General features: G+C 67.9%; 21 protein-coding genes. 17 read left to right on the plus strand and 4 right to left on the minus strand.

What is annotated here, in order from left to right:
• Window positions 1-384: 384 nt before the first annotated feature.
• Together LQD00_RS13315 and rpmB are read right to left on the minus strand one after the other, a co-directional pair.
• A complete protein-coding gene (locus tag LQD00_RS13315) occupies window positions 385-1,212 on the minus strand; it encodes an enoyl-CoA hydratase/isomerase family protein (RefSeq protein WP_232717676.1) in 828 nt (275 codons plus the stop codon).
• 115 nt (window positions 1,213-1,327) lie between these two features.
• The gene (rpmB, locus tag LQD00_RS13320; protein WP_004023092.1) at window positions 1,328-1,519 is read right to left on the minus strand and encodes a 50S ribosomal protein L28; all 192 of its coding nucleotides are present in this window, start codon (window positions 1,517-1,519) and stop codon (window positions 1,328-1,330) included.
• A 275-nt stretch (window positions 1,520-1,794) separates the two neighbouring features.
• On the opposite strand from rpmB, the gene LQD00_RS13325 reads away from it, so the two are divergent.
• From LQD00_RS13325 to LQD00_RS13340, 4 genes are all read left to right on the plus strand, one after another.
• Complete coding sequence (locus LQD00_RS13325) at window positions 1,795-3,444, plus strand: DAK2 domain-containing protein (protein WP_232717677.1); 1,650 nt, start codon at window positions 1,795-1,797, stop codon at window positions 3,442-3,444.
• Complete coding sequence (gene recG, locus LQD00_RS13330; protein WP_232717678.1) at window positions 3,441-5,696, plus strand: ATP-dependent DNA helicase RecG; 2,256 nt, start codon at window positions 3,441-3,443, stop codon at window positions 5,694-5,696. The genes LQD00_RS13325 and recG overlap by 4 nt, the downstream gene beginning before the upstream one ends.
• 267 nt (window positions 5,697-5,963) lie before the next feature.
• Complete coding sequence (locus LQD00_RS13335; protein WP_232717679.1) at window positions 5,964-6,752, plus strand: HNH endonuclease family protein; 789 nt, start codon at window positions 5,964-5,966, stop codon at window positions 6,750-6,752.
• 96 nt (window positions 6,753-6,848) lie between these two features.
• Window positions 6,849-7,367 (plus strand): ester cyclase, encoded by a 519-nt coding sequence (locus LQD00_RS13340; protein ID WP_232717680.1) that lies wholly within the window; start codon window positions 6,849-6,851, stop codon window positions 7,365-7,367.
• 1 nt (window position 7,368) lies between these two features.
• On the opposite strand, the gene LQD00_RS13345 is transcribed toward LQD00_RS13340, so the two are convergent.
• Window positions 7,369-7,707, minus strand: coding sequence for a DMT family transporter (locus tag LQD00_RS13345; RefSeq protein ID WP_232717681.1), 339 nt, complete (start codon window positions 7,705-7,707; stop codon window positions 7,369-7,371).
• Between the two features lie 108 nt (window positions 7,708-7,815).
• Complete coding sequence (locus tag LQD00_RS13350) at window positions 7,816-7,980, minus strand: hypothetical protein (RefSeq protein WP_232717682.1); 165 nt, start codon at window positions 7,978-7,980, stop codon at window positions 7,816-7,818.
• Between the two features lie 302 nt (window positions 7,981-8,282).
• Here LQD00_RS13350 and LQD00_RS13355 point away from each other — a divergent pair, with 302 nt between their 5' ends.
• From LQD00_RS13355 to LQD00_RS13415, 13 genes are all read left to right on the plus strand, one after another.
• Entirely contained in the window at window positions 8,283-9,566 is a 1,284-nt protein-coding gene (locus LQD00_RS13355; protein WP_232717683.1) for a glutamate-5-semialdehyde dehydrogenase, read from the plus strand.
• Window positions 9,566-10,489, plus strand: a complete 924-nt coding sequence (locus LQD00_RS13360) for an AAA family ATPase (RefSeq protein WP_232717684.1) — start codon at window positions 9,566-9,568, stop codon at window positions 10,487-10,489. The genes LQD00_RS13355 and LQD00_RS13360 overlap by 1 nt, the downstream gene beginning before the upstream one ends.
• Window positions 10,489-11,883, plus strand: a complete 1,395-nt coding sequence (locus LQD00_RS13365) for a vWA domain-containing protein (RefSeq protein ID WP_232717685.1) — start codon at window positions 10,489-10,491, stop codon at window positions 11,881-11,883. Before LQD00_RS13360 ends, LQD00_RS13365 begins: the two co-directional genes overlap by 1 nt.
• Before the next feature lie 30 nt (window positions 11,884-11,913).
• Window positions 11,914-12,639, plus strand: a complete 726-nt coding sequence (gene nadD, locus LQD00_RS13370) for a nicotinate-nucleotide adenylyltransferase (protein WP_232717686.1) — start codon at window positions 11,914-11,916, stop codon at window positions 12,637-12,639.
• An 18-nt stretch (window positions 12,640-12,657) separates the two neighbouring features.
• Window positions 12,658-13,020: a ribosome silencing factor gene (gene rsfS / locus LQD00_RS13375; RefSeq protein ID WP_010841291.1), complete on the plus strand. Its 363-nt coding sequence runs from the start codon at window positions 12,658-12,660 to the stop codon at window positions 13,018-13,020.
• Window positions 13,017-13,730 carry a histidine phosphatase family protein gene (locus LQD00_RS13380; protein WP_006865742.1) on the plus strand — a complete coding sequence of 238 codons (714 nt, stop codon included), beginning with the start codon at window positions 13,017-13,019 and terminating at the stop codon, window positions 13,728-13,730. The genes rsfS and LQD00_RS13380 overlap by 4 nt, the downstream gene beginning before the upstream one ends.
• Before the next feature lie 38 nt (window positions 13,731-13,768).
• Window positions 13,769-14,476, plus strand: a complete 708-nt coding sequence (octT, locus tag LQD00_RS13385) for a diglucosylglycerate octanoyltransferase (RefSeq protein WP_232717713.1) — start codon at window positions 13,769-13,771, stop codon at window positions 14,474-14,476.
• 59 nt (window positions 14,477-14,535) lie between these two features.
• Window positions 14,536-15,396: a DegV family protein gene (locus tag LQD00_RS13390; RefSeq protein ID WP_232717687.1), complete on the plus strand. Its 861-nt coding sequence runs from the start codon at window positions 14,536-14,538 to the stop codon at window positions 15,394-15,396.
• 197 nt (window positions 15,397-15,593) lie between these two features.
• Window positions 15,594-16,604 (plus strand): ComEA family DNA-binding protein, encoded by a 1,011-nt coding sequence (locus LQD00_RS13395; protein WP_232717688.1) that lies wholly within the window; start codon window positions 15,594-15,596, stop codon window positions 16,602-16,604.
• 2 nt (window positions 16,605-16,606) lie between these two features.
• A complete protein-coding gene (locus tag LQD00_RS13400; RefSeq protein ID WP_232717689.1) occupies window positions 16,607-17,992 on the plus strand; it encodes a ComEC/Rec2 family competence protein in 1,386 nt (461 codons plus the stop codon).
• 198 nt (window positions 17,993-18,190) lie between these two features.
• Window positions 18,191-18,934 carry a hypothetical protein gene (locus tag LQD00_RS13405; protein WP_232717690.1) on the plus strand — a complete coding sequence of 248 codons (744 nt, stop codon included), beginning with the start codon at window positions 18,191-18,193 and terminating at the stop codon, window positions 18,932-18,934.
• Window positions 18,931-19,776, plus strand: a complete 846-nt coding sequence (gene mddA / locus LQD00_RS13410) for a methanethiol S-methyltransferase (protein ID WP_232717691.1) — start codon at window positions 18,931-18,933, stop codon at window positions 19,774-19,776. Before LQD00_RS13405 ends, mddA begins: the two co-directional genes overlap by 4 nt.
• A gap of 23 nt (window positions 19,777-19,799) precedes the next feature.
• A complete protein-coding gene (locus LQD00_RS13415; RefSeq protein ID WP_232717692.1) occupies window positions 19,800-21,356 on the plus strand; it encodes an HD domain-containing phosphohydrolase in 1,557 nt (518 codons plus the stop codon).
• Window positions 21,357-21,450: the final 94 nt, after the last annotated feature.

The raw sequence follows: 21,450 nt of genomic DNA on the forward strand, positions 1-21,450 counted from the left end.
AAGAGTCACGGCCCAGCAGCCAGACACGGTCCTAATCAGGTCACACCCGCCCCGGCCCTCACAGGTCAGGGTTTCGTAGATGACCGACCGCCGGGACGACAAATCTCGTCCAAGACAGCACCGTCAGCCACGAAGCAGGTCAGACCCAAACACGATCAATCACCCACAACCATTCTCACTGCCACGAAGGGCCTGGTGAGCGGATACTCACCAGGCCCTTCGTGGCTCGCTTCGCTCGCACCTCAGGGAGCAGGGACGTGCTTCGCTCGCACCTCAGGGAGCGAGAGGTGGTGGTCGCTCGCACCTCAGGGAGCGAGGACGTGCTTCGCTCGCACCTCAGGGAGCAGGGACGTGCTTCGCTCGCATCGTCGGCGCGCTTGGAACTCAGCGGGTCTTGCCGAACTCCGGCACGCGCTTGCCGACGAACGCGTCGACACCTTCGATGCCCTCGGGCAGGCCCGACCGCTCGGAGATGGAACGTCCTTCGAGGGCGAGCTGCTCGATGAGGGAGTTCTCCGACGAGACCGAGAGCAGGCGCTTGGTGCCCGAGTCGGCGGAGCGGGGGCCCGCGGCGATCTTCTCGGCGTTGGCGCGTGCCACGGCCTCGACGTCCTCGTCGGCGACGATCTCGGAGAAGATGCCCCAGTTCAGTGCGTCGTCGGCCGAGAGGACGCGGTCGGTGAGGATGATCTGGCGGGCCCGGGCGGCGCCGACGGCGCGGGGGAGGGTCCAGGTGAGTCCGCCGTCGGGGGTGAGTCCGATGCCGCGGTATGCCGGACGCAACTTGGAGGAGGTGCCGCCGATCGCGACGTCGGCGTGCAGGACCAGCGACATGCCGGCGCCGGCCGACCAGCCCTTCGCGGCGGCGACGACCGGGATCTCGGCCTCGTACAGAGCCGCGACGAAGGCGTGGAAGTTGTCGGCGATCTGGCGCAGGTAGGTGGGACGGTCGTCGGCAGCGGCGAAAGCGCGGACGTTGCCGCCTGCACAGAAGTTCTTGCCCGGACCGACGAGCAACACCGCACCCACGTCGCGACGGCCACGAGCCACCTCGCGCAGCGCCTGGGTGCCGGCGGCGATCCCGTCGTCGTCGAGGGAGTTGCCCGCGCCCGCAGCCGAAACCGCGATCGTCAGGACGCCGTCGGCCTCGCTGACGAGAGCCGGGGCGCCGGGCTGGGTGGTGTCGGTGGCGGGGGATTGCGTGGAGGTCATGCGCGAAACATTATCCCGCGCACACCAAAGACCCGACGCCGGGGAGCTTGCGCTCGGTGGCATCGGGTCTTGTGCTCTCAGAACCCCGGATCACCCGCATGCGGGTGACGGAAGATCAGACAGCTGCGGTCTTGCCGGCCTTCAGGCAGGAGGTGCAGACGTTCTTACGCTTGCGGTTGCCCGGGGCGACCTCGACGCGAACAGACTGGATGTTCGGGTTCCAGCGGCGGTTGGTACGGCGGTGCGAGTGAGACACCGACTTGCCGAAGCCCGGGCCCTTGCCGCAAATGTCGCAGACGGCAGCCATCGTCGAACTCCCTTGATAGATGAATATGGTCTTTGGTCAGCCTTCCGGATCGGCACCACCGGAAGGTGTGCGCGTGGACCGAAAGGCAACCCTGCAAGGATAACCAGCTCGGGTGGGCGTGACCAAATCCGGGTCGGAGTGCGCCACCTCGCGGTGCGGACGTCCCCGGGTCGTCGGGGACGCCGAGTAACCTGACACACATCCTTCCAGCCGGTTCCGTCGGCCCGCGACCCAGCCCCGTCGTATGCCCACGTCAGAGCGAGAAAGAGTCACGCGTGATCGCCCGCACCATCAACCCGCAGCTGCTGCGCGACTGGGCCCGTGTCTGTGTCGACCAGCTCGAGGAGTTCCGCGGCGAGATCAACGACCTCAACGTCTTCCCGATCCCCGATTCGGACACCGGCAGCAACATGCTCTTCACCATGCGTGCTGCCGCCGAGGCTGCTGACGCGGCACCGGATGATGCGACGCTGCCGCAGGTCGCGCGGGCGATGGCCGACGGTGCGGTGGCGCAGGCCCGCGGGAACTCCGGCATCATCCTGTCCCAGGTTCTCGTCGGTCTGGCCGACGGCGCGGAGATCCTCGGCGACACCGACTCCTTGACCTTCGGAGATCTGGCGTCGCTCGGCCTGCGCCTGGGGTCGCTGGCGGCGACCCGCGCGGTCAGCGAGCCTCGCGAGGGCACGGTGCTGACCCTGGTGCGGGTGGCCGCCGAGTCGGCTGCCGCGCACGAGAAGGAGACCGCCGCCGACATCGTCCGGGCCGTCGCCGACGACTGCGCCGAGGCGCTCGAACGCACACCGGAGCAGTTGTCTGTTCTCGCCTCTGCGGGCGTCGTCGACGCCGGCGGGCGCGGCTTCCTCGTCATCGTCGACGCGATGGTCCGGGTGATCACCGGCGTCGCCAACCGCCGCCGCCGCTACCGGGGCATCCTCACCGACAGTGCGACCCTCGGACACGGAGTCGACGACTCGTGCGTGGAGAGCAGCGATCAGGACTTCGAGGTCATGTACCTGCTCGACGGCGCGGCCGGTGAGCAGATCGCCCGACTCCGCGAGCGGCTGAACGAACTCGGCGACGCCGTGGTCATCGTCGGCGACAGTTCGAGCGGCGAGGGCGAGCGCTTCTCCGTTCACGTCCACACCTGCGAACCCGGTGCCGCCGTGGAGGCCGGTGCGGGACTGGGGCGCCTGTCGGACGTCCGCATCAGCTGTTTCGCACTGGATGCCATTCGCTCACAAGCAGATTCGAACGAGCCTCCACCTCGGCACAAGCGGGCGGTGGTCGCGGTCGCATCCGGCGAGGGGGCTGCCGACCTCTTCGCTGAGGCCGGGGCGACCGTACTCCGCGCCGACGACGGGCTGACCGCACACGCGTTGGGGCAGGCGATCCGCGACACCGACAGTGCACACGTGGTCGTGATGGCCAACGGCGCCCTCAGTTCTCAGGATCTCGTCACCGTTACCACCGAAGTCCGATCGACGCAGCGGTCGGTGCTGATGCTCCCGACGTCGTCGATGACCCAGTGCCTCGCCGCGCTCGCCGTGCATGACCCGAGCGAGATCCCCGATGTCGACGCCTACGCGATGGCCGAGGCGGCCGCCGGTGCGCGGTGGGGATCACTGCAGCTCGCGACCACCAAGATGATGACGCTGGCCGGGATGTCGGAGGTCGGAGATGTCCTGGGACTCATCGGCGACGACGTCCTGGTGGTGGCGCCCGACCAGACCTCCGCGGGGACCGCACTCATCGACCTGATGCTCGCGACCGGTGGGGAGCTGGTGACCGTGCTCGCTGGGACCGACGTCGACGAGGACGCGCTCGAGGCCGTCGGGGAGCAGATGCGCCGCAACTACCCGGGCATCGAGCTCGCGGTCTACCGGACCGGGCAGCACAGCGATCTGCTGCAGGTGGGTGTGGAGTGAACGAACTGGCCCTGGCGGATTCGCTGTCCGACGTCCTCGGAGCCAAGCCTGCCGAGAAGCTCGCGGGACTCGGTGTGACCACGGTCGGTGAACTGCTGCGTTACACGCCGCGTCGGTACATCCGGCGGGGTCTCGTGGCCGACCATCAGCGACCCGAACCGGGGGAGTGGCTGACCATCGTCGGCCGGATCACCAAGTCCGAGCTGATCCAGATGAAGAGTCGTCGCGGTCAGTTCCTGAAGGTCAAGGTCACCGACGACAACGAGGTCTACGAGGCGAGCTTCTTCAACCCGAAGTTCATTCGGCACCAGTTGCGCCCCGGCGCCCGGGTGATGATGGCCGGGACGGTCAAGTACTTCCGTGAGCAGATCCAGTTGTCGCATCCGGAGTGGATGATCCTGCCCGACGGCGACCCCGAGATCGAGGACCATGTCGTCGGCTCCAAGATGCTGACCGAGATGTACGCGGTCGAGGAGGAGATCGCCAAAGACGAGGGGGTACATCCGGTCGTCGCGATGTTCGACCGCGAGATCCTGCCGATGTATCCGGCCACCAAAGAGGTTCAGACCTGGGACATCCTCGGTGCGGTGCGGCGAGTTCTGGATCACTGCGCGCCGATCCCCGATGCGTTGACCGATGCACAGCGTCGTGAGCGCGGACTCGTCTCGACCGACGAGGCGATCCGTAAGATCCATCTACCCGACTCCGAGGACGACGTGAAGGTCGCCTCGCATCGGCTGAAATTCGATGAGGCGCTGGCGATCCAGACGGTACTCGCCCAGCGGCGTCTTGCGGGTCGCAGCGAGGCGGCGCCACCGTGCCCGCACGTGCCCGGCGGCCTCGAGGACAAGCTGCGCGATCGCCTTCCGTTCACTCTGACCGAGGGGCAGGTCGCGGTCGGGGAAGAACTGGCCGCAGATCTCGAGCTCGCACAACCGATGTCCCGACTGCTGCAGGGCGAGGTGGGTTCCGGTAAGACTCTCGTCTCGCTGCTCGCGATGCTGCGGGTCGTCGACAACGGATACCAGTGCGCCATCCTCGCTCCCACCGAAGTGCTTGCTGCGCAGCATCATCGGACGATGAAGAAGATGCTCGGTGACCTCGCCGAGGGTGGCGAGCTGACTGCGGCCGAGGGGGCGACCCGGATCGCCCTGCTGACCGGGTCGATGAAGACCAAGGGGCGGCGCGAGACGTTGCTCGACGTGGTGACCGGCACCGCCGGAATCGTCATCGGCACCCATGCCCTGCTGGAGGAGAAGGTCGAGTTCTTCGACCTGGGCCTCGTCGTGATCGACGAACAGCACCGGTTCGGCGTCGAACAGCGTGATGTGTTGCGCAACAAGGGTCGTGACGGTCGCATCCCGCACTTCCTGGTGATGACCGCAACCCCGATCCCGCGCACCGTCGCGATGACCGCCTTCGGCGACCTCGAGACGTCGGTCCTCCGTGAACTGCCGCGCGGTCGTCAGCCGATCTCGACGTCGGTGGTGCCGATGGGCCGGCAGAACTGGGTCGACCGGGTGTGGTCGCGAGCCAACGAGGAGATCGACGCCGGCCGCCAGGTCTACGTGGTCTGCTCACGTATCGGCGACGACGACTCACCGGAACCCGAACCCGGCCCCGACGGCGAAAAGGGGCCGAAGACGACGTCGGTGGTCGAGCAGTACGAGGCCCTCGTGGCCGGTCCGTTCGCGCATCGTCGGGTCGAGATGCTGCACGGCCGTCTGGCGCCGGAGGAGAAGGCCGAGATCATGGACGCGTTCGGCCGCGGCGAGGTCGATGTCCTGGTGTCCACCACCGTCATCGAGGTCGGCGTGGACGTCCCCAACGCCACCACGATGGTCATCGTCGACGCCGAGCGGTTCGGAGTCAGTCAGCTCCATCAGCTGCGCGGTCGCGTCGGCCGTGGTCAGCATGCGGGCCTCTGTCTGCTGATGACCAACAGCAACGAGATCTCCCAGTCGATGCAGCGTCTGCGCGCGGTCGCCGGGTCGAACGACGGCTTCGAACTCGCCCGCGTCGACCTCGAACAGCGCCGCGAGGGTGACCTGCTCGGTTCGCTGCAGTCCGGTGTCAACACCTCGCTGCGGTTCCTGTCGCTGCTCGAGGACGTCGAGGTGATCGAGGATGCGCGCGGACTCGCCGAGGAGGTCGTGAGCGAGGACATCACGCTGCTGCACCACAGCCCGCTGGCCGATCTCGTCGACGGGATTCTGGTACCGCAGAAGATCGCGTATCTCGACAAGTCCTGAGCGCGCCGGTGGTCCCGCCCTCTACTCCCTGAGGTGCGAGGAGCGATAGCGACGAGTCCAGCCCGCTCCCTGAGGTGCGAGGAGCGATAGCGACGAGCCCAGCCCGCTCCCTGAGGTGCGAGGAGCGATAGCGACGAGCCCAGCCCGCTCCCTGAGGTGCGAGGAGCGATAGCGACGAGCCTCGAAGGGCCGGCGACGTAAATCGTTGCGTGGTAACGACTTTTCGCGTCCGTGGAACCGCGCCGGCCCGCAGTGCGTCAAAGTTCCATGGTCCTTCACGACGCGACGCTCCGTCTGCCGACGCCACGGCGGTGGCGTATGCGTCTTCGGTGGATCGGCTGGAACGGAGCGGCATCCGGGGCGTGGCCGGCGCGGCAGTGGGGGCTGCTGGTCCTCGTGGTGGTCACGGCGGTCGTGGTCGCGGTGGGGTCCGGTGGATTCGGCTCGCGACCCGACACCGACCCGCGGGTGCGTGCGATGGCGCGAGAGGCGTTGGCACGGTTGGGGTCCATACCTGTTTACGCCGAGCGTCCGGACCGTGACGACTACGACCGCAGCGCGTTCGGTTCGGCGTGGACGGATGCGGTGGCCGTCGCCGGAGGCGGCAACGGATGCGACACCCGCAACGACATCCTGGCCCGCGATCTCCACGACATTCGGGCCGGACCGGTCTCGAGCTGTCCGAGAGCGGTTCTCGCGGGGGAGTTCCGGAGTCCGTACAGCGGAGAGTTCGTGGTGTTCCGTCGTGACCGCGGGGCGTCGAGCGTGCAGATCGATCACATCGTTCCGCTGGCCTATGCCTGGGACATGGGCGCGTGGTCGTGGGAGTTCGGCCGACGACTCGACTTCGCGAACGATCCGGCCAACCTGGTCGCCGTCGACGGGGCGTCGAATCAGGACAAGAGCGACTCGGAACCGGCACGGTGGATGCCGTCGGAGCGGGGGTTCTGGTGCCAGTACGCGATCCAGTTCGTCACGGTCAGCGCGACATACGGTTTGACGATCGATGCGGGGACGAGGACGGTACTCGCCGACGCTCTGCGATGTGGCTCCTGAAGACGTGTCCGGCTACCCGTTGCTTGTGGGCTGCGGGCGGCGGATGCTGGAGGTCGAGTGCCGTTGTGCTGGAACTCGAGTCTCTCGGAGGTCACGATGACCATGTCGGATCCGGTCGAGATCGCGGTCCGGGCGATGACGGCGATGGGAAGTGGAACCCGTGCGGACATGGTCGCCGTCACCCACCCCGACGCCGTGAACCGAGAGGCGATCAACGAGCCGCCGGAGTGCCGGGGTCGTGGCCCCGACGCCATGTGGGCGACTGCGATCTGGCTTCGCACGGCATTCTCGGATCTTCGGCACACGCCGCATGATGCGGTGGCCCAGGGGGATCTCGTCGTGATCCACGCGACCATGTCGGGAACGCAGACCGGCCCGTTCGTCGCCTACGACGAGAAGGCCTCGATCACAAAGGTTTTCGCGCCGACCGGACGGGACTTCGCCGTGACCCAGACGCACTGGTTCCGGCTACAGGACGATCTCTGCATCGAGCACTGGGCCAATCGCGACGACCTGGGGATGGGGGAGCAGTTGGGATGGGTGCCGCCGACACCGCTCTACCTGTTGCGGTGCGCGCGGGCCAAGCGCACTGCACTGCGCGCCGAGCGGATGTGAGTCAGGCGGCTTCACCGCCGGATGCGTTGTGCAGCAGGTTCAGTCCGACGACACCGACCAGGATGAGGAAGATGCACCCGAGACGAGCGAGTCCCGCGGGCTCGCGGAGGAACAGCATGCCGTAGATCGACGTGCCGACGGCGCCGATGCCGACCCAGACCGCGTAGGTGGTGCCGAGCGGGATGGATCGGATCGCGTACGCGACACCGGCCATGCTGGCGATGACGCCGACGACGAAAATGGCTGTGGGCCACAACCGGGTGAAGGTGTCGGACTTCTCCAGCGCGGCCATGTAGACGATCTCGATCAACCCGGCGGTTACCAGCACAACCCACGGCACGTCCGACACTCCTCGCAAACCCGGCTCCACACTCGTTCGTCACCCTAAGTGCGGTCGGGCCGGTCCGCTGATCGAGCGAACAGGGGGCCGGCAGCCGGAACTGCGGCATCAGTGAGTGCCGATGAGCTTCGCGACGATTCCCCGTGCGCCGACCCAGAAGACGGTCGCGCCGAACAGGGCCGCGATCAGTGATTCCGCGAGTGTTCCGATCGACGCCGACATGGTCGAGTCCAGGCCGGCCTCGGGAACGTAGGACGCGGCTGCGAACAGCATCACGCATCCGATCACCACAGCGCTCGCGCGTACGGCTGATGAAGTGCCCACGCGCCGGAGGCGCTCGTGGGCATACGAAAGAACGGTCATCGAATCTTCTCCCCGCGGCAGATGCGACAGCTGACCCGCTCACTGGAGTGCAGCGAATTCAAATAGCAAAGATCGGTGTACCGGAGGAACCGCGGCGTGAGCAGCCCCACATATCCCTTTGGGGACGGATCGACGACGGCGCTACTCTTGACAACGGCATATCTCCCGCGGCGACCTCGTCGCGGTGACCACCCGCGAAGTCGAGGAAGTTGATGAGCGCACCCACCGCAGAGCCCTCCGTCGCAACAGGCGAGTCCGACACCCAGAAGGTCGTCCTCGGACTCGCCAGAGCTGCGAAAACGGCATCCCGCTCGCTGGGTGGACTGACGACGGCGGACAAGAACGACGTCCTGCTCGCGGCAGCCGACGCCATCGAGGCAGCTACTGAGACGATCCTCGCGGCCAATGCCGAGGACATCCAGCGTGCCGAGGAGGCGGACATCGAGGCGAGCCTCCTCGACCGCCTGCGTCTCGATGCCTCCCGCGTCGTCGGCATCGCCAACGGCCTGCGACAGGTCGCAGTCCTGCCGGACCCCATCGGTGAGATCGTCGCCGGCAAGACCCTCCCGAACGGACTCCAGCTCCGACAGCTCCGGGTTCCGCTCGGTGTCGTCGGCATCGTCTACGAGGCGCGTCCCAACGTCACGGTCGACGCCTTCGGTATCGCCTTCAAGTCGGGCAACGCGGTGCTGCTCCGCGGGTCGTCATCGGCGCGGTCGTCGAATACCGAACTCGTCCGCATCCTGAGGGAGACCCTGTCCTCCAAGGGGGTCAGCGCCGACGCCGTGTCGTTGCTGCCCAGCGAGGACCGCTCGAGCGTCACCGCGCTCATCCGCGCCCGCGGGCTCGTCGACGTCGTGATCCCGCGCGGCGGTGCCGGACTCATCGAGGCCGTCGTCTCCAATGCGACCGTCCCGACCATCGAGACCGGCGTCGGCAACTGCCACGTCTACATCCACGCGCTCGCCGACCTCGACGTCGCCGTCCGCGTCATCCTCAACTCCAAGACGCGCCGGCCGAGTGTCTGCAACACCGCCGAGACCGTCCTCGTCGACAAGGCGGTCGCCGCCGACGCGCTGCCCCGGATCACCCAGGTGCTGCAGTCCCAGGGCGTGGTCATCCACGGCGACGAACCCGGCATGGAACCGGCCACCGAGGACGACTGGCACAAGGAGTACCTGTCGATGGACGTCGCGCTGAAGATCGTCGACGATCTCGACGCCGCGGTCTCGCACATCGACACCTACGGCACCGGGCACACCGAGGCGATCATCACCACCGACCTCGCGGCCGCAGATGAGTTCACCCGCCGTGTCGACGCCGCCGCCGTCATGGTCAACGCGTCGACCGCCTTCACCGACGGCGAGCAGTTCGGGTTCGGCGCGGAGATCGGCATCTCCACCCAGAAGCTGCACGCCCGCGGCCCGATGGGCCTGCCCGAACTGACCTCCACCAAGTGGCTGGTCTGGGGCAACGGCCACGTTCGGCCGGCCTGATGACGACCCCCGCCGAGTACACCGGCTCCGGACCGCAGGTCGTCCCGTCGTTCACCTCCGTCGACGACGTCGTCGGAAAGTTGCGTGAGACCGGCTACCTCGCCGACGATGCCACCGCGACGTCGACCTTCCTCGCCGACCGGCTCGGCAAGCCGCTGCTGGTCGAGGGGCCCGCGGGTGTCGGCAAGACCGAACTGGCCAAGTCGATCGCCGCGGCCACGGACGCCGAACTCGTCCGCCTGCAGTGCTACGAGGGCATCGACGAGGCGCGGGCGCTCTACGAGTGGAACCACGCCAAGCAGATCCTGCACATCCAGGCCACCGGCAACCGCGCCTGGGAAGAGGCGAAGACCGACATCTTCTCCGATGAGTTCCTGCTGCCGCGCCCGCTGCTGAAGGCGATCTCGCGCGAGGGTTCGACCGTCCTGCTGATCGACGAGGTCGACAAGGCCGACGTCGACATGGAAGGTCTTCTCCTCGAGGTGCTCAGCGACTTCGCGATCACCATCCCCGAGATGGGAACCGTTGCCGCGCAGCGTCGTCCGATCGTGCTGCTCACCTCGAACGCCACACGGGAACTGTCCGAGGCGCTCAAGCGTCGCTGCCTGTACCTCTACATCGACTTCCCCGACGCCGAGCGGGAGAAAGAGATCCTCGCATCGCGGGTGCCGAACCTGTCGTCGTCGCTGAGCGCGGAGCTCGTTCGCATCGTCGGGGTGCTGCGGACGCTGGACATCCGTAAGAAGCCGTCGGTGGCCGAGACGATCGACTGGGCCAACACCCTGCTCGCCCTCGGAGCGGGCGAGCAGGCCGACACCAAGCGCGGCGGTCTCGACGACGGCCTCATCGCGCGCACGCTCGGTGTGGTGCTCAAGCATCGGCCCGATCTGAAGACGGCTCTCAAAGAACTCAAGTTGGGCTGATGACGACTCCGCTCGTCGCGCACCTCACCGATTTCGTCGACGAGCTGCGTCGTCGTGGGATCGTCGTCGGGCCGTCGGCCCTGATCGACGCGGCGAGCGCCATGGAGGTCCTCGACCTGCTGGAGCGTTCCCGTCTCCGCGAGGGTCTGGCGACCACGCTGCTCGTCGACAACGCCCATCGCGGGGTCTTCGACCGCGTCTTCGACCTGTGGTTCCCGGTGGGAGCCGGAATGCGCACCGTCACCGAGGATCTGCCGCGCGACGAGGAGGGCGACCTCGACGTCGAGGCCGTGCGCGATGCGCTCGCGGAGATGCTGGCCGACGATGCGGCAGCCAGTGACGGCCGGCTCGAGCAGGCGATCGCGATGATCGTCGACGAGCTGGGCCGTTACGGTTCGACGAAGGGTGAGGCCTTCTCGGCATATCAGGCGATCTCCGCGGTCAGTCCGCAGACGCTGATCGCCAAGATCGCCGCGGCGATGGCCGGGGACGGCGAGGGCGACGGCGGCCGACCGGGCACCGAGCCGCTGTACCGCCAGGCCGCCCGGCAGAAGGCCGCCGATCTGCGCGCTGCGATCGAACGCGAGACGCAGCGTCGGATGGCGGATCGCAACGGCCGCGACAAGGTCGGGGCCTACGCGGTGCCGCCGCTGCCGGAGAACGTCAACTTCCTCTCCGCCGGCGCCAAGGAACAGGTGGAGATCCGCAAGACCATCGAGCCGTTGGCCCGGCTGCTCGCGGCAAAGCTCGAGACCCGACGACGCCGGGCCCATCGCGGTGCGGTGGACGTTCGCAAAACGCTGCGTGCGTCGATGTCCACCGGCGGTGTCCCGATCGAACTCAGTCACCGCAAGCCGCGTCCCGGCCGCCCCGAGCTGATCATCATCTGCGATGTGTCGGGGTCGGTCGCCGGCTTCAGTCAGTTCACGCTGCGGCTGGTGTACGCACTGCGCCAACAGTTCTCGAAGGTGCGGGTGTTCGCGTTCGTCGACACCGTCGACGAGGTGACCGAGTTCTTCGACCACGGCGAAGAGGATTTCGGCGCGGCGATGCACCACATGATCTCGACTGCGCGGATCTCCACGCGCGACGGGCATTCCGACTACGGCAACATGCTCGCCGGTTTCGTCGGCGACTACGCCGAGACGCTGACGCATCGAGGAGCGCTGCTGGTCCTCGGCGACGGCCGCAACAACTACCACGACGCCCACGTCGACGCCCTCGCCGAACTCGTCGACCGCGCCCGCCACGCGTACTGGCTGAACCCCGAGGCCAGAGAGCACTGGGGGACCGGTGACTCGGCCGCCACCGACTACGCGGAGGTCATCGACATGTTCGAATGCCGCAACGCGACGCAGCTCGGCACGGTCATCGCCGACCTGCTGCCGATCTGACCGCGGCGTCACCGCGTAGACTGACCATCCATGTCAACCGACCGCCACCGTGCGCGCCGCATCGGCGTGATGGGTGGCACGTTCGATCCGATCCACAACGGACACCTCGTCGCGGCCAGCGAGGTCGCTCATCGCTTCGACCTCGACGAGGTGATCTTCGTCCCGACCGGGCGCCCATGGCAGAAGCTCGGCGAGCACACGATGGTGAGTCCGCCCGAGGACCGCTACCTGATGACGGTCATCGCCACGGCGTCGAATCCGCAGTTCAGCGTCAGTCGCGTCGACATCGACCGCGACGGCGACACCTACACCGTCGACACGTTGCGCGACCTGCGGAAGCAACTGCCCGACGCGCAGCTGTACTTCATCACCGGCGCCGATGCGCTGGAATCGATCCTGTCCTGGCAGGATTGGGAAGAACTGTTCGACCTCGCCCGCTTCGTGGGCGTGAGCCGGCCCGGTTACGAACTCGACGCCACGCACCTGGCCCAGCACCTCGAGCAGATGCCCGATGACACGCTGCACCTGCTGGAGATCCCGGCGCTGGCGATCTCCTCGACGGAATGCCGCACGCGTGCGGCGAAGGGCCGCCCGGTCTGGTACCTGGTGCCCGACGGCGTCGTGCAGTACATAGCCAAGAGGAAGCTGTATCGTGCGCCTCGGGCGTCGTCGCCCGGAGTAGCTGCACCGGGAGCGGAGCGGGTGGGCTACGAGGAGCCTGCACCCGGGGCGGACCGGGCGTCGACCCGTAAGTGAATTTTCGAGAGGACTTGTGTGACTGCGTCAGCTGAAGCGTTGGAGATGGCCAAGGTGGCTGCTCTGGCGGCCGCGGAGAAGCTCGCCCATGAGGTGACCGTGATCGATGTGTCGGAACAGTTGGTGATCACCGACGCCTTCGTCATCGCGTCGGCGGACAACGAGCGACAGGTCAATTCGATCGTCGACGAGGTCGAGGAGAAGCTGCGCGAGGCCGGTCACAAGCCGCTGCGCCGCGAGGGCACCCGTGAGGGACGTTGGGCGCTGCTCGATTACGCGGACATCGTCGTGCACATCCAGCACACCGACGAGCGCCGGTTCTACGCGCTGGAGAGTCTGTGGAAGGACTGCCCGGTCGTCGAGGTCGAAGGACTTTCGTGAGCGGGGGTCCCGACACCCACGACACCGCGGTCGAACGTCTGACCCCGGTCGTCCGGCGGCTGATCCTGTTGCGCCACGGGCAGACCGAGTACAACGCGGGTAGCCGTATGCAGGGACAGCTCGACACCGACCTGTCCGAGCTCGGTGTGCGGCAGGCGAATTCGGCCGCCATCGAACTGGCGAAGCGACAGCCGCTGGTGATCTGGTCGTCGGATCTGAAGCGCGCCCGCGACACCGCGGAGGCGCTCGCCCAGCGAACCGGACTGGCGGTGACAACCGATGTGCGTCTTCGTGAGACGCATCTCGGCGAGTGGCAGGGCCTGACGCATCTCGATGTCGACGAGGTCATGCCGGGCGCGCGTGCGGTGTGGCGCGACGACGCGACGTGGACGCCGCCGGGCGGTGAGAGCCGCGTCGACGTGGCGAGGCGCTCCACCCCGCTGGTCGACGAGCTGATCGAGCAGTTGCCCGACTGGGGTGTCGGCGACAATCCCGAGGCTCCGGTGGTGCTGGTGGCCCATGGAGGGGTGATCGCGGCGATGACGGCGGCGCTTCTCGGTCTGCCGGTGGACAACTGGCCGGTCTTCGGTGGTCTCGCGAACACGAGCTGGGTGCAGCTGTCGGGCCACGGTGCGCCCGGCGACCTTCCGCGGTGGCGGCTGGACGTGTGGAACGCGTCGGCCGAGGACTCGGACCCCGCCGTTCAGTGACCGACGTGAACGGCGGCGCCCCGTCGGGGGAGCGCTGCATGATGGTCCTGTCCGACTCGCTGGCCTACTACGGCCCGGTCGGCGGGTTGCCCGCGAACGACCCGCGGATCTGGCCGTCGCTGGTCGGAGCCGAGGTGGGTCTGCCGGTGAAGCTGTTCGGCCGGATCGGCTGGACGAGCCGTGACGTCTGGTGGGCGCTGACCCAGGACCCGAACATCTGGGCGACCGTGCCGCACACCGACGTCGTCGTCCTGGCGTTCGGCGGCATGGACACGTTGCCCTCGCCCTTGCCGACCGCGCTGCGCGAGCAGATCCGCTATGTGCGGCCGAATCGACTGCGGCAGTTGGTCCGTGACGCGTACTCGTGGGTGCAACCCCGTGGCTCGCGTCTGGGGTGGCCGCTGGCGCTGCCGCCGAAGGTGACCGTCGAGTACCTCGACAAGATCCGTGAGGCCCTCACACAGCTCCGTCCGGATCTGCCGATCGTCGTGTGCCTGCCGCCGACGCATCGCAGCCCGTACTACGGCTATGTCCACACGGGCCGGATCCCGACGACGGCGGCGATCGCGCGGTGGGCCGAGCAGCACGGATTGCCCTGCGTCGACTTCTATCCCGTGACCCGGGATGCCTTCTGGGATCCGGCGGCGGAGATGAACCCGGACGGCATCCACTGGGGCTTCTCCTGCCATCGACAGATCGCCGATCTGGTGGCGCCCGTGGTCGAGAAGAGCCGGGCGAACACGTAGTAGGCGGAGGTCGTGACTCCCATGTGAGGTCCGACCGGTGAACCGGCTAACGTAGACGGGTGCCTGTCGTCGTCGTCACAGATTCGTCGTCTCGGTTACCGGAAGCGGTCACCGAGCGATACGGGATCCGGCAGGTCCCGCTGCATCTCACGATCGAGGACAAGGATTACCGCGAGGGCGTCGACCACATCCCGGAGGATGTCGTCTCGACGCCGGGAGTGACCACCTCGGGCGCCAATCCGAGCGAGCTGACCGAGTACTACGAGTCGGCACTCGAAGCGAGCGAAGGTGCCGGCGTGGTGGCCGTGCACATGTCGCGGAAATTGTCCGGCACCTGGAGTTCGGCGCGGCTGGCGGCGGAGAAGTTCTCCGGGCAGGTCCGCATCGTCGACTCCCGATCTGTCGGTCTCGCAGTGGGTTTCACGGCCATCGCGGCGGCACAGGCGTCCGCGGACGGCGCCGATCGGGATCGCGTGTACGAGTCCGCGATCCGGCAGGCCGCGACCGTCGACTCACTGCTGTGTGTCCAACAGCTCGACAACCTGCGCCAGAGCGGCCGGATCTCCGCCGCCGGCAAGCTCTTCGGTTCGGCGCTGTCGATCAAGCCGATCCTGCACATGGTCGACGGCACGCTCCAGCTCAAGGAGCGTCACCGCACCTTCTCCAAAGCCCTCGACAAGATGGTCGACGCGGCCGTCGAGTCGGCCGGCGGACGCGCGGTCACGGTCGGCGTCCAGCACTGTGAGACCCCCGACGTCGCGGCGGAGGTCCTCGCCACACTCCGAAACCGGCTGCGAATGGTGACGTCCGAGCTGACCGTCGACCTTGGACCGATCCTCGGCTCCCACGTGGGCCCGGGATCGGTGGGCATCGTCATCGCTTCGCATCTCGAACCGATCGACGGACTCGAGGAAGACTGAGCCGGTCCCGCGGCCGGAATGATGTCGCATGCGACATCGCTCCGACGGCACGACGTCGGTCGAGTTCGCGTGTGCGGATCGACGTCGCGCGCGACTCGAGCCGGGACCGGTGCACAGTCTGGTTGCTGTCCACAGATCTCTCGGCTGCCCGCTTTCCCAGGTCGATTCGGCGCTGAAACGCCCTAGCGTGTGGCGCCATGAGCGCATCAGGACGGCGGAATCCGCTGGACCGTCTGGGACCGGTCGTCGAGTCGCCGGCGCGGCGGGACCTGTCGCCGGCCGCCGCCGAATCCGACCCACCGCCCGGTGTCGTCGACCCGGTCGCGGCAGCTGTCGCGGTCGAGGAAGCCGAACATCCCGGCTGGGGGATCGGCGGGATGCCGACGTGGCTGGATGCGGCGCCGGCACCGCCACCGTCGCGACCACGGCCCGACCGGCTCGGGCGGTTCGACGAGGTCCTCGACCCCCACGACGACCAGGTGGGAGGGGACTGGGACGAGGACGACGATCCCGTTCCGCGTCGACGCTTTGCCGTGGCACCGCCCGCGGCGATCGCACTGATCGCGGTCGGGGTGATCGCCTGCGTCGTGGCCGGATTCGGACTGTTCCGCGGAACAGATACGACACCGGTGGTGGACTTCGGCACGGCCGGACCGTCGTCGACGGCCGACGTTTCCGCACCCCCGGTTCCACCACCCAGTACGACGCCGGCGCAACTGGTGGTGAGTGTCGTCGGGCTGGTGAACAAACCGGGACTGGTGCGGCTGGCTCCCGGCGCCCGGGTGGCGGAGGCGATCGATCAGGCCGGCGGGGTGCGCAAGGGTGCGGACCTGTTGTCGCTGAATCTCGCCCAGGTGCTGCGAGACGGGGATCAGGTGCTCGTCGGTTACGCCGGTGGCGATGGTCAGATGTCGATGCGCAGCGCGGTGGTCGGTGCGGACGGCGCATCAGCGGCACCCGGTCCCTCTGCGGGTCCGAGCGGTCCACCATCCGAGTCGTCGGCGGCCGCACCCGGCGGTCGGGTCGACCTGAACACGGCGACCGAGACGGAGTTGGATGCGCTGCCCGGCATCGGACCGGTGACGGCGAAGGCGATCCTCGACTGGCGAGAGCGCAACGGGCGCTTCTCGTCGGTGGACCAGCTCGCCGAGGTCGACGGGATCGGCCCGGCGCGACTGGCGAAACTGCGTGACCACGTGACGGTTTGACGATGGACTTCCGGCTGCTCGTGCCGGCGGTGATGGTGTGGTCGGTGACGGCGTGCGGTCTGGTGGCCCCGGTTGGTGTGAGCGTCGGCATCGCGATCATCGGGTCGGTGGTCGCCGTCGCCGGTGCGTTCGGCTCCCGCCGGTTTGGTTGGGGAGTGGTGGGGCTCGTGGTCGTGGGAGCCGGCCTGGCCGCTGCGTGTGCGGCATCGCTCGCTCTCCGGCAGGAAGTGCGCGCCGATCATCCGTTGGCGCATGTGTCGGGAAAGGCTACGGCGGTCATGACCCTCCGCAGCGATCCGACCCCGATCGGCCCCGTCGGTCAGGGACGCATCCGGGCACGAGTGGAGGTCGAACAGATCGGCGGTCAGCGGGTTACGAGCGCAGCTGCAGACCTGCGCGGTGCGGCACAGGCATGGTCGGGGTTGTTGCCCGGCCAGCGGGTTGTCGCGGTCGTGAAGGTGCGGGCACCGCCGGACCGAACCCTGCTCGTAGCATCGGTGACGGCTTCGACTCCGAAGCTGGTCGGTGAACCGCCCACGTATCAGCGAGTCGCCGGTTCGATCCGGCAGCGCCTCCAACTGGTGGCCACCCGCGGCCTCGAACCAGAGGCAGCGGGTCTGCTGCCGGGGCTGGTGATCGGTGACGAGAGCGGCGTCGACGAGGACCTGCGCGACGACTTCCGCGCCGCCGGGCTCAGCCATCTCACGGCCGTGTCGGGAGCGAACTTCGCAATCGTCTGCGGTGCGGCGCTTCTCATCGTCCGGAGCATCGGGGTGCCACCTCGCGCGGCGGCGGTGATCGGGCTCGTGGTGATCGTCGGGTTCGTGATGCTCGTCCGACCCACGCCGAGCGTGCTGCGGGCTGCGCTGATGGGGGCGGTCGGGGTGCTGGCGCTGTTCGCGTCGCGGCGCTCGCAGTCGATGCCGGCTCTCGGGGCCGCGGTGATCGGTGGCTTGCTGTGGTGGCCCGAACTCGCCCTGCAACCGGGTTTCGCGCTGTCGGTGGCGGCCACGTGCGCCATCGTGCTGTGGGCACCGCGTCTTCGGGACCGGTTGCGGGCGTGGCGATGTCCGACTGGGCTGGCGGAGGTGATCGCGATGGCGGTTGCCGCGCAGGTGGTCACCGCGCCGATCGTCGTACTGGTCACGGGTCGGCTGTCGGTGGTCGGAATCGTGGCCAACCTGCTCGTCGCGCCGGTCGTTGCGATCATCAGCGTGGTTGGTACCGTCGCCGCCCTCGTGGGTGCGATCGGGCCGCCGGACGGGGTCGGCGCGGGGATCGCGGAACTGCTGGTCCGCGCACTCGGGCCGGAGCTGTGGTGGATGGTCCGGTGCGCGCACGTCCTCGGCGGGCCGGGGTGGGCGAGTGTCGACATGCCGTGGGCATGAAAACCGCCCCTGAAATCCGCCCCTGGGAACCGCCCCCAGGATGCGCCCTCCAGAAACTGGCCGTCGACACTATGTCGCCGACGTCGCTGCACAGGGCGCTTTCCGGGGGTGGTTTTCTGCGAGCCCGAGAGGGATTCGAAACGGAAGATGAGGCAGATGCCCCACGCGGGTGAGGTGGGCGCGGACGACGCTGGGGTCATGAACACACAGACACCCCGTCAGGTCGTCGCCGATCTGCACGCCCACCCTCAGCTCGTGGATACCAGCGACGAACGATTCGCCGGATACGGCGTCATGGGATTGCCGTTCGCGTCGGGCCACTATCTGGCCCTGCGCGACATGATCGCCAGTTCCATCGGGCCCGCGTACCGGTCCGTCTGGCATCGGAATCCGAACGGGCACTGGACGATCTACACGACGACCGAGCCCGAACAGAGTTGCCCACGCTACTTCGGTAAGGGGGCGACCACCCGCTACGTTCCCTCGATCGACGTCGGATGGAACGACGACCGGACCATCGAGGTGGCGATGGGCGAGACGTTCCGCTGGCAGATCGAGCTGACCTCGTCACCGGCGACGAGCCTGATGACCGCCCTGAGCGGTGCGACGCCGGCCGCAGCGTGGCATAGCCGGGCCCTGCTGCATGCAATCGGGCCGATGGCGACCGTGATGTTGCGCGCCGGCCGGATCCGGATGTGCGCACGAACCCCCAACGGACCGGAGTTCCGCGGCACGCCGCTGTATGTCTGGCGTGTCGCCGACAGCCGGGCATCGCTCGACGGCCAGGACTTCGGCGCTCCCGCACCACTCGACGAGCAGATCAGCGTCGGCGACATCCCGCTCCCGCAACGCGGACTGTTCTTCGTCGGACGATCGGCCTTCGATGCACCCGACACCGCAGACACTCACCAACATCTCACCGACACAGGAGTTCAGACATGACCACGACAGAGACCGCCTCGACAACTGATACCGTCCCGCCGACAAGTCTTCTCACGCGCACCGGGTACCTCGCCTACGGGGTGGCGGCCTACGTCGCCTTCCTGGTGGTGTTCCTGTGGGCCATCGCCTTTGTCGAGGATGCCTCGATCGTGATCGGAGGCGTCGAGATCGTGCCGCGGACCATCGACCGCGGCGGGCCGTCGGCGGGCGTCGTGACCGCGCTGACGATCGACCTCGGACTGCTGACACTGTTCGCCGCACAACACAGCGTCATGGCGCGCGACGGATTCAAACGACGGTGGACGCTAATCGTGCCGCAACCGATCGAGCGCAGCACCTACGTTCTGGCGGCCACGGCATGCCTGGCAGCCCTCCTGTGGTGGTGGCACCCGATCACCGCCACCGTCTGGGATGTCTCCATCCCCGCCCTGCGGTGGATCCTCGTCGCGGTGTCGCTGTTCGGCTGGGTTCTCGTCCTGACCTCGACGTTCCTCATCAACCACTTCGACCTGTTCGGTCTGCGGCAGGTGGTCGCCCACGCACGTCGGCGGCCGCTCCCGCCGTATCGGTTCATCACGCCCCTCTGGTACGGGATCGTGCGTCATCCGATCTACCTGGGCTTCGTCATCGCATTCTGGGTGACCCCGACGATGACCGTCGGACATCTCGTGTTCGCGTGCGCGACGACGGGATACATCTTCGTCGGAATTCACCTCGAGGAACGGGATCTGATCCGGTCGTTCGGGGACGACTACGTCGAGTATCGGCGTCACGTCCCGATGCTGGTGCCCGGGCTACGTACGCGTCGAGCGTCGTCGCGGACGCACGCACAGGTCGGCTGACACCCGAGGCGATGAGGGCGACAATGAACGCCATGAGCCCGCAGACGGTGCTGCCGCGTCGTGTCGAGGTGCTGGCCGGCCTGTCGGTCGCCATCGACCTCGGGCTCGGCCAGCCCGCCGAGCACATGCTGCGGTCTGCGGTCGTCGCCACACGATTGGCACGCCGGCTCGGGCTCGACCGCTCGCAGCAGGACACGGTGTACTACGCGACGCTGGTGATGTGGATCGGTTGTCATGCCGATTCCGCCGAGTATGCGCGCTGGTTCGGCGACGACATCGCGGTGCGTCGCGACGCCTATCTCGTCGACTGGTCGGGGCTTCCGTACCTACGTTTCCTCGTCGGCAATCTCGGTCGCGGAGAATCACTTCCGCATCGGATGAAGATCATGGCCGAACTCTTACGGGATTCACGCGGCAACTTCGCGGCACTCGTGCACTCGCATTGCCTGTCGGCGGCTGCATTGGCCGCCCACATCGGACTGGGGCCCGACGTGGAACAGGCGATTACGTACACCTTCGAGCGGTTCGACGGGGGAGGGCTTCCCAGCGGGATGTCCGGCGCGGAGATCCCGATCGAGATGCGGGTGGCACAACTCGCGGACATGGCCGAGGTCCATCAGCGCACGTATGGCCTCGACGGTGCGGTCGCGATGGCGCGGAGCCGGCGGGGTGGGCATTTCGATCCCGACGTCGTCGATGTGTTCGTCGACGATCCCGCTGAACTGTTCCCGGCGGACTCCGATGACCCGTGGGAACTGGCGCTGGCCATCGCGCCGGATGCCGAGTTGCGTCTCGACGATCCGGGACTCGATCACCTTCTGCTGGCCATCGGAGATTTCGTCGATCTGAAATGTCCCTTCGCGCTGGGGCATTCACGCGGGGTATCGACGTTGGCGGAATCGGCTGCCGGACACCTCGGTCTCGAGCGGTCGGAGATCGACGAGACCCGTCGTGCGGGCTGTCTCCATGACGTCGGGCGGATCGGGGTGTCGAACCAGATCTGGTCGAAGGCCGGCGACCTCACCGCGGCGGAGTGGGAGCGCGTTCGCATGCACCCGTATCTCACCGACCGCGTCCTCACGCGCATCCCCGGGCTCCGGGACGTGGCACGCATCGCCCGCACCCACCACGAGCACCTCGACGGCACCGGCTATCCGCTGGGACTCAGCGGACCGGCGCTCGGGCAGCCGGAACGCATTCTTGCTGCCGCGGTCGCGTATCGGTCGGCGGTCGAGCCACGGCCGTATCGGGAGGCGATGTCGACGGACGAGGCGGCTGCACGGCTCGAGCGCCGTGCCCATCGCGGTGAGCTCGACGCCGACTGCGTCGAGGCAGTCCTCGCCGCCGCGGGTCACGCGCGGGCCCGGGCACGACGCACCGACGCGCTCACACCGAGGGAGCGGGAGATCCTCGGACTCGTCGCGCGTGGGCTGACCAACCGGGAGATCGCGTCGAAGCTGGTGTTGAGCGAGAAGACCGTGCGCAACCACGTCGAGCGGACGTACACGAAGATCGGGGCGTCGAACCGGGTGGGCGCGAGCCTGTATGCGCTGGAGAACGGGTTGGCGGGACCGGCATGAGTCGCCGCCTGAAATCCGCCCCCGGAATCCGCCCCTGGAAACGACCCTCCAGCGGGCCGCGGCCGACAATACGTCGTCGGAGCCGCTGCACAGG

It is taken from the genome of Gordonia metallireducens, from assembly GCF_021245825.1.
GTDB classification, from domain to species: Bacteria; Actinomycetota; Actinomycetes; order Mycobacteriales; family Mycobacteriaceae; genus Gordonia; species Gordonia namibiensis.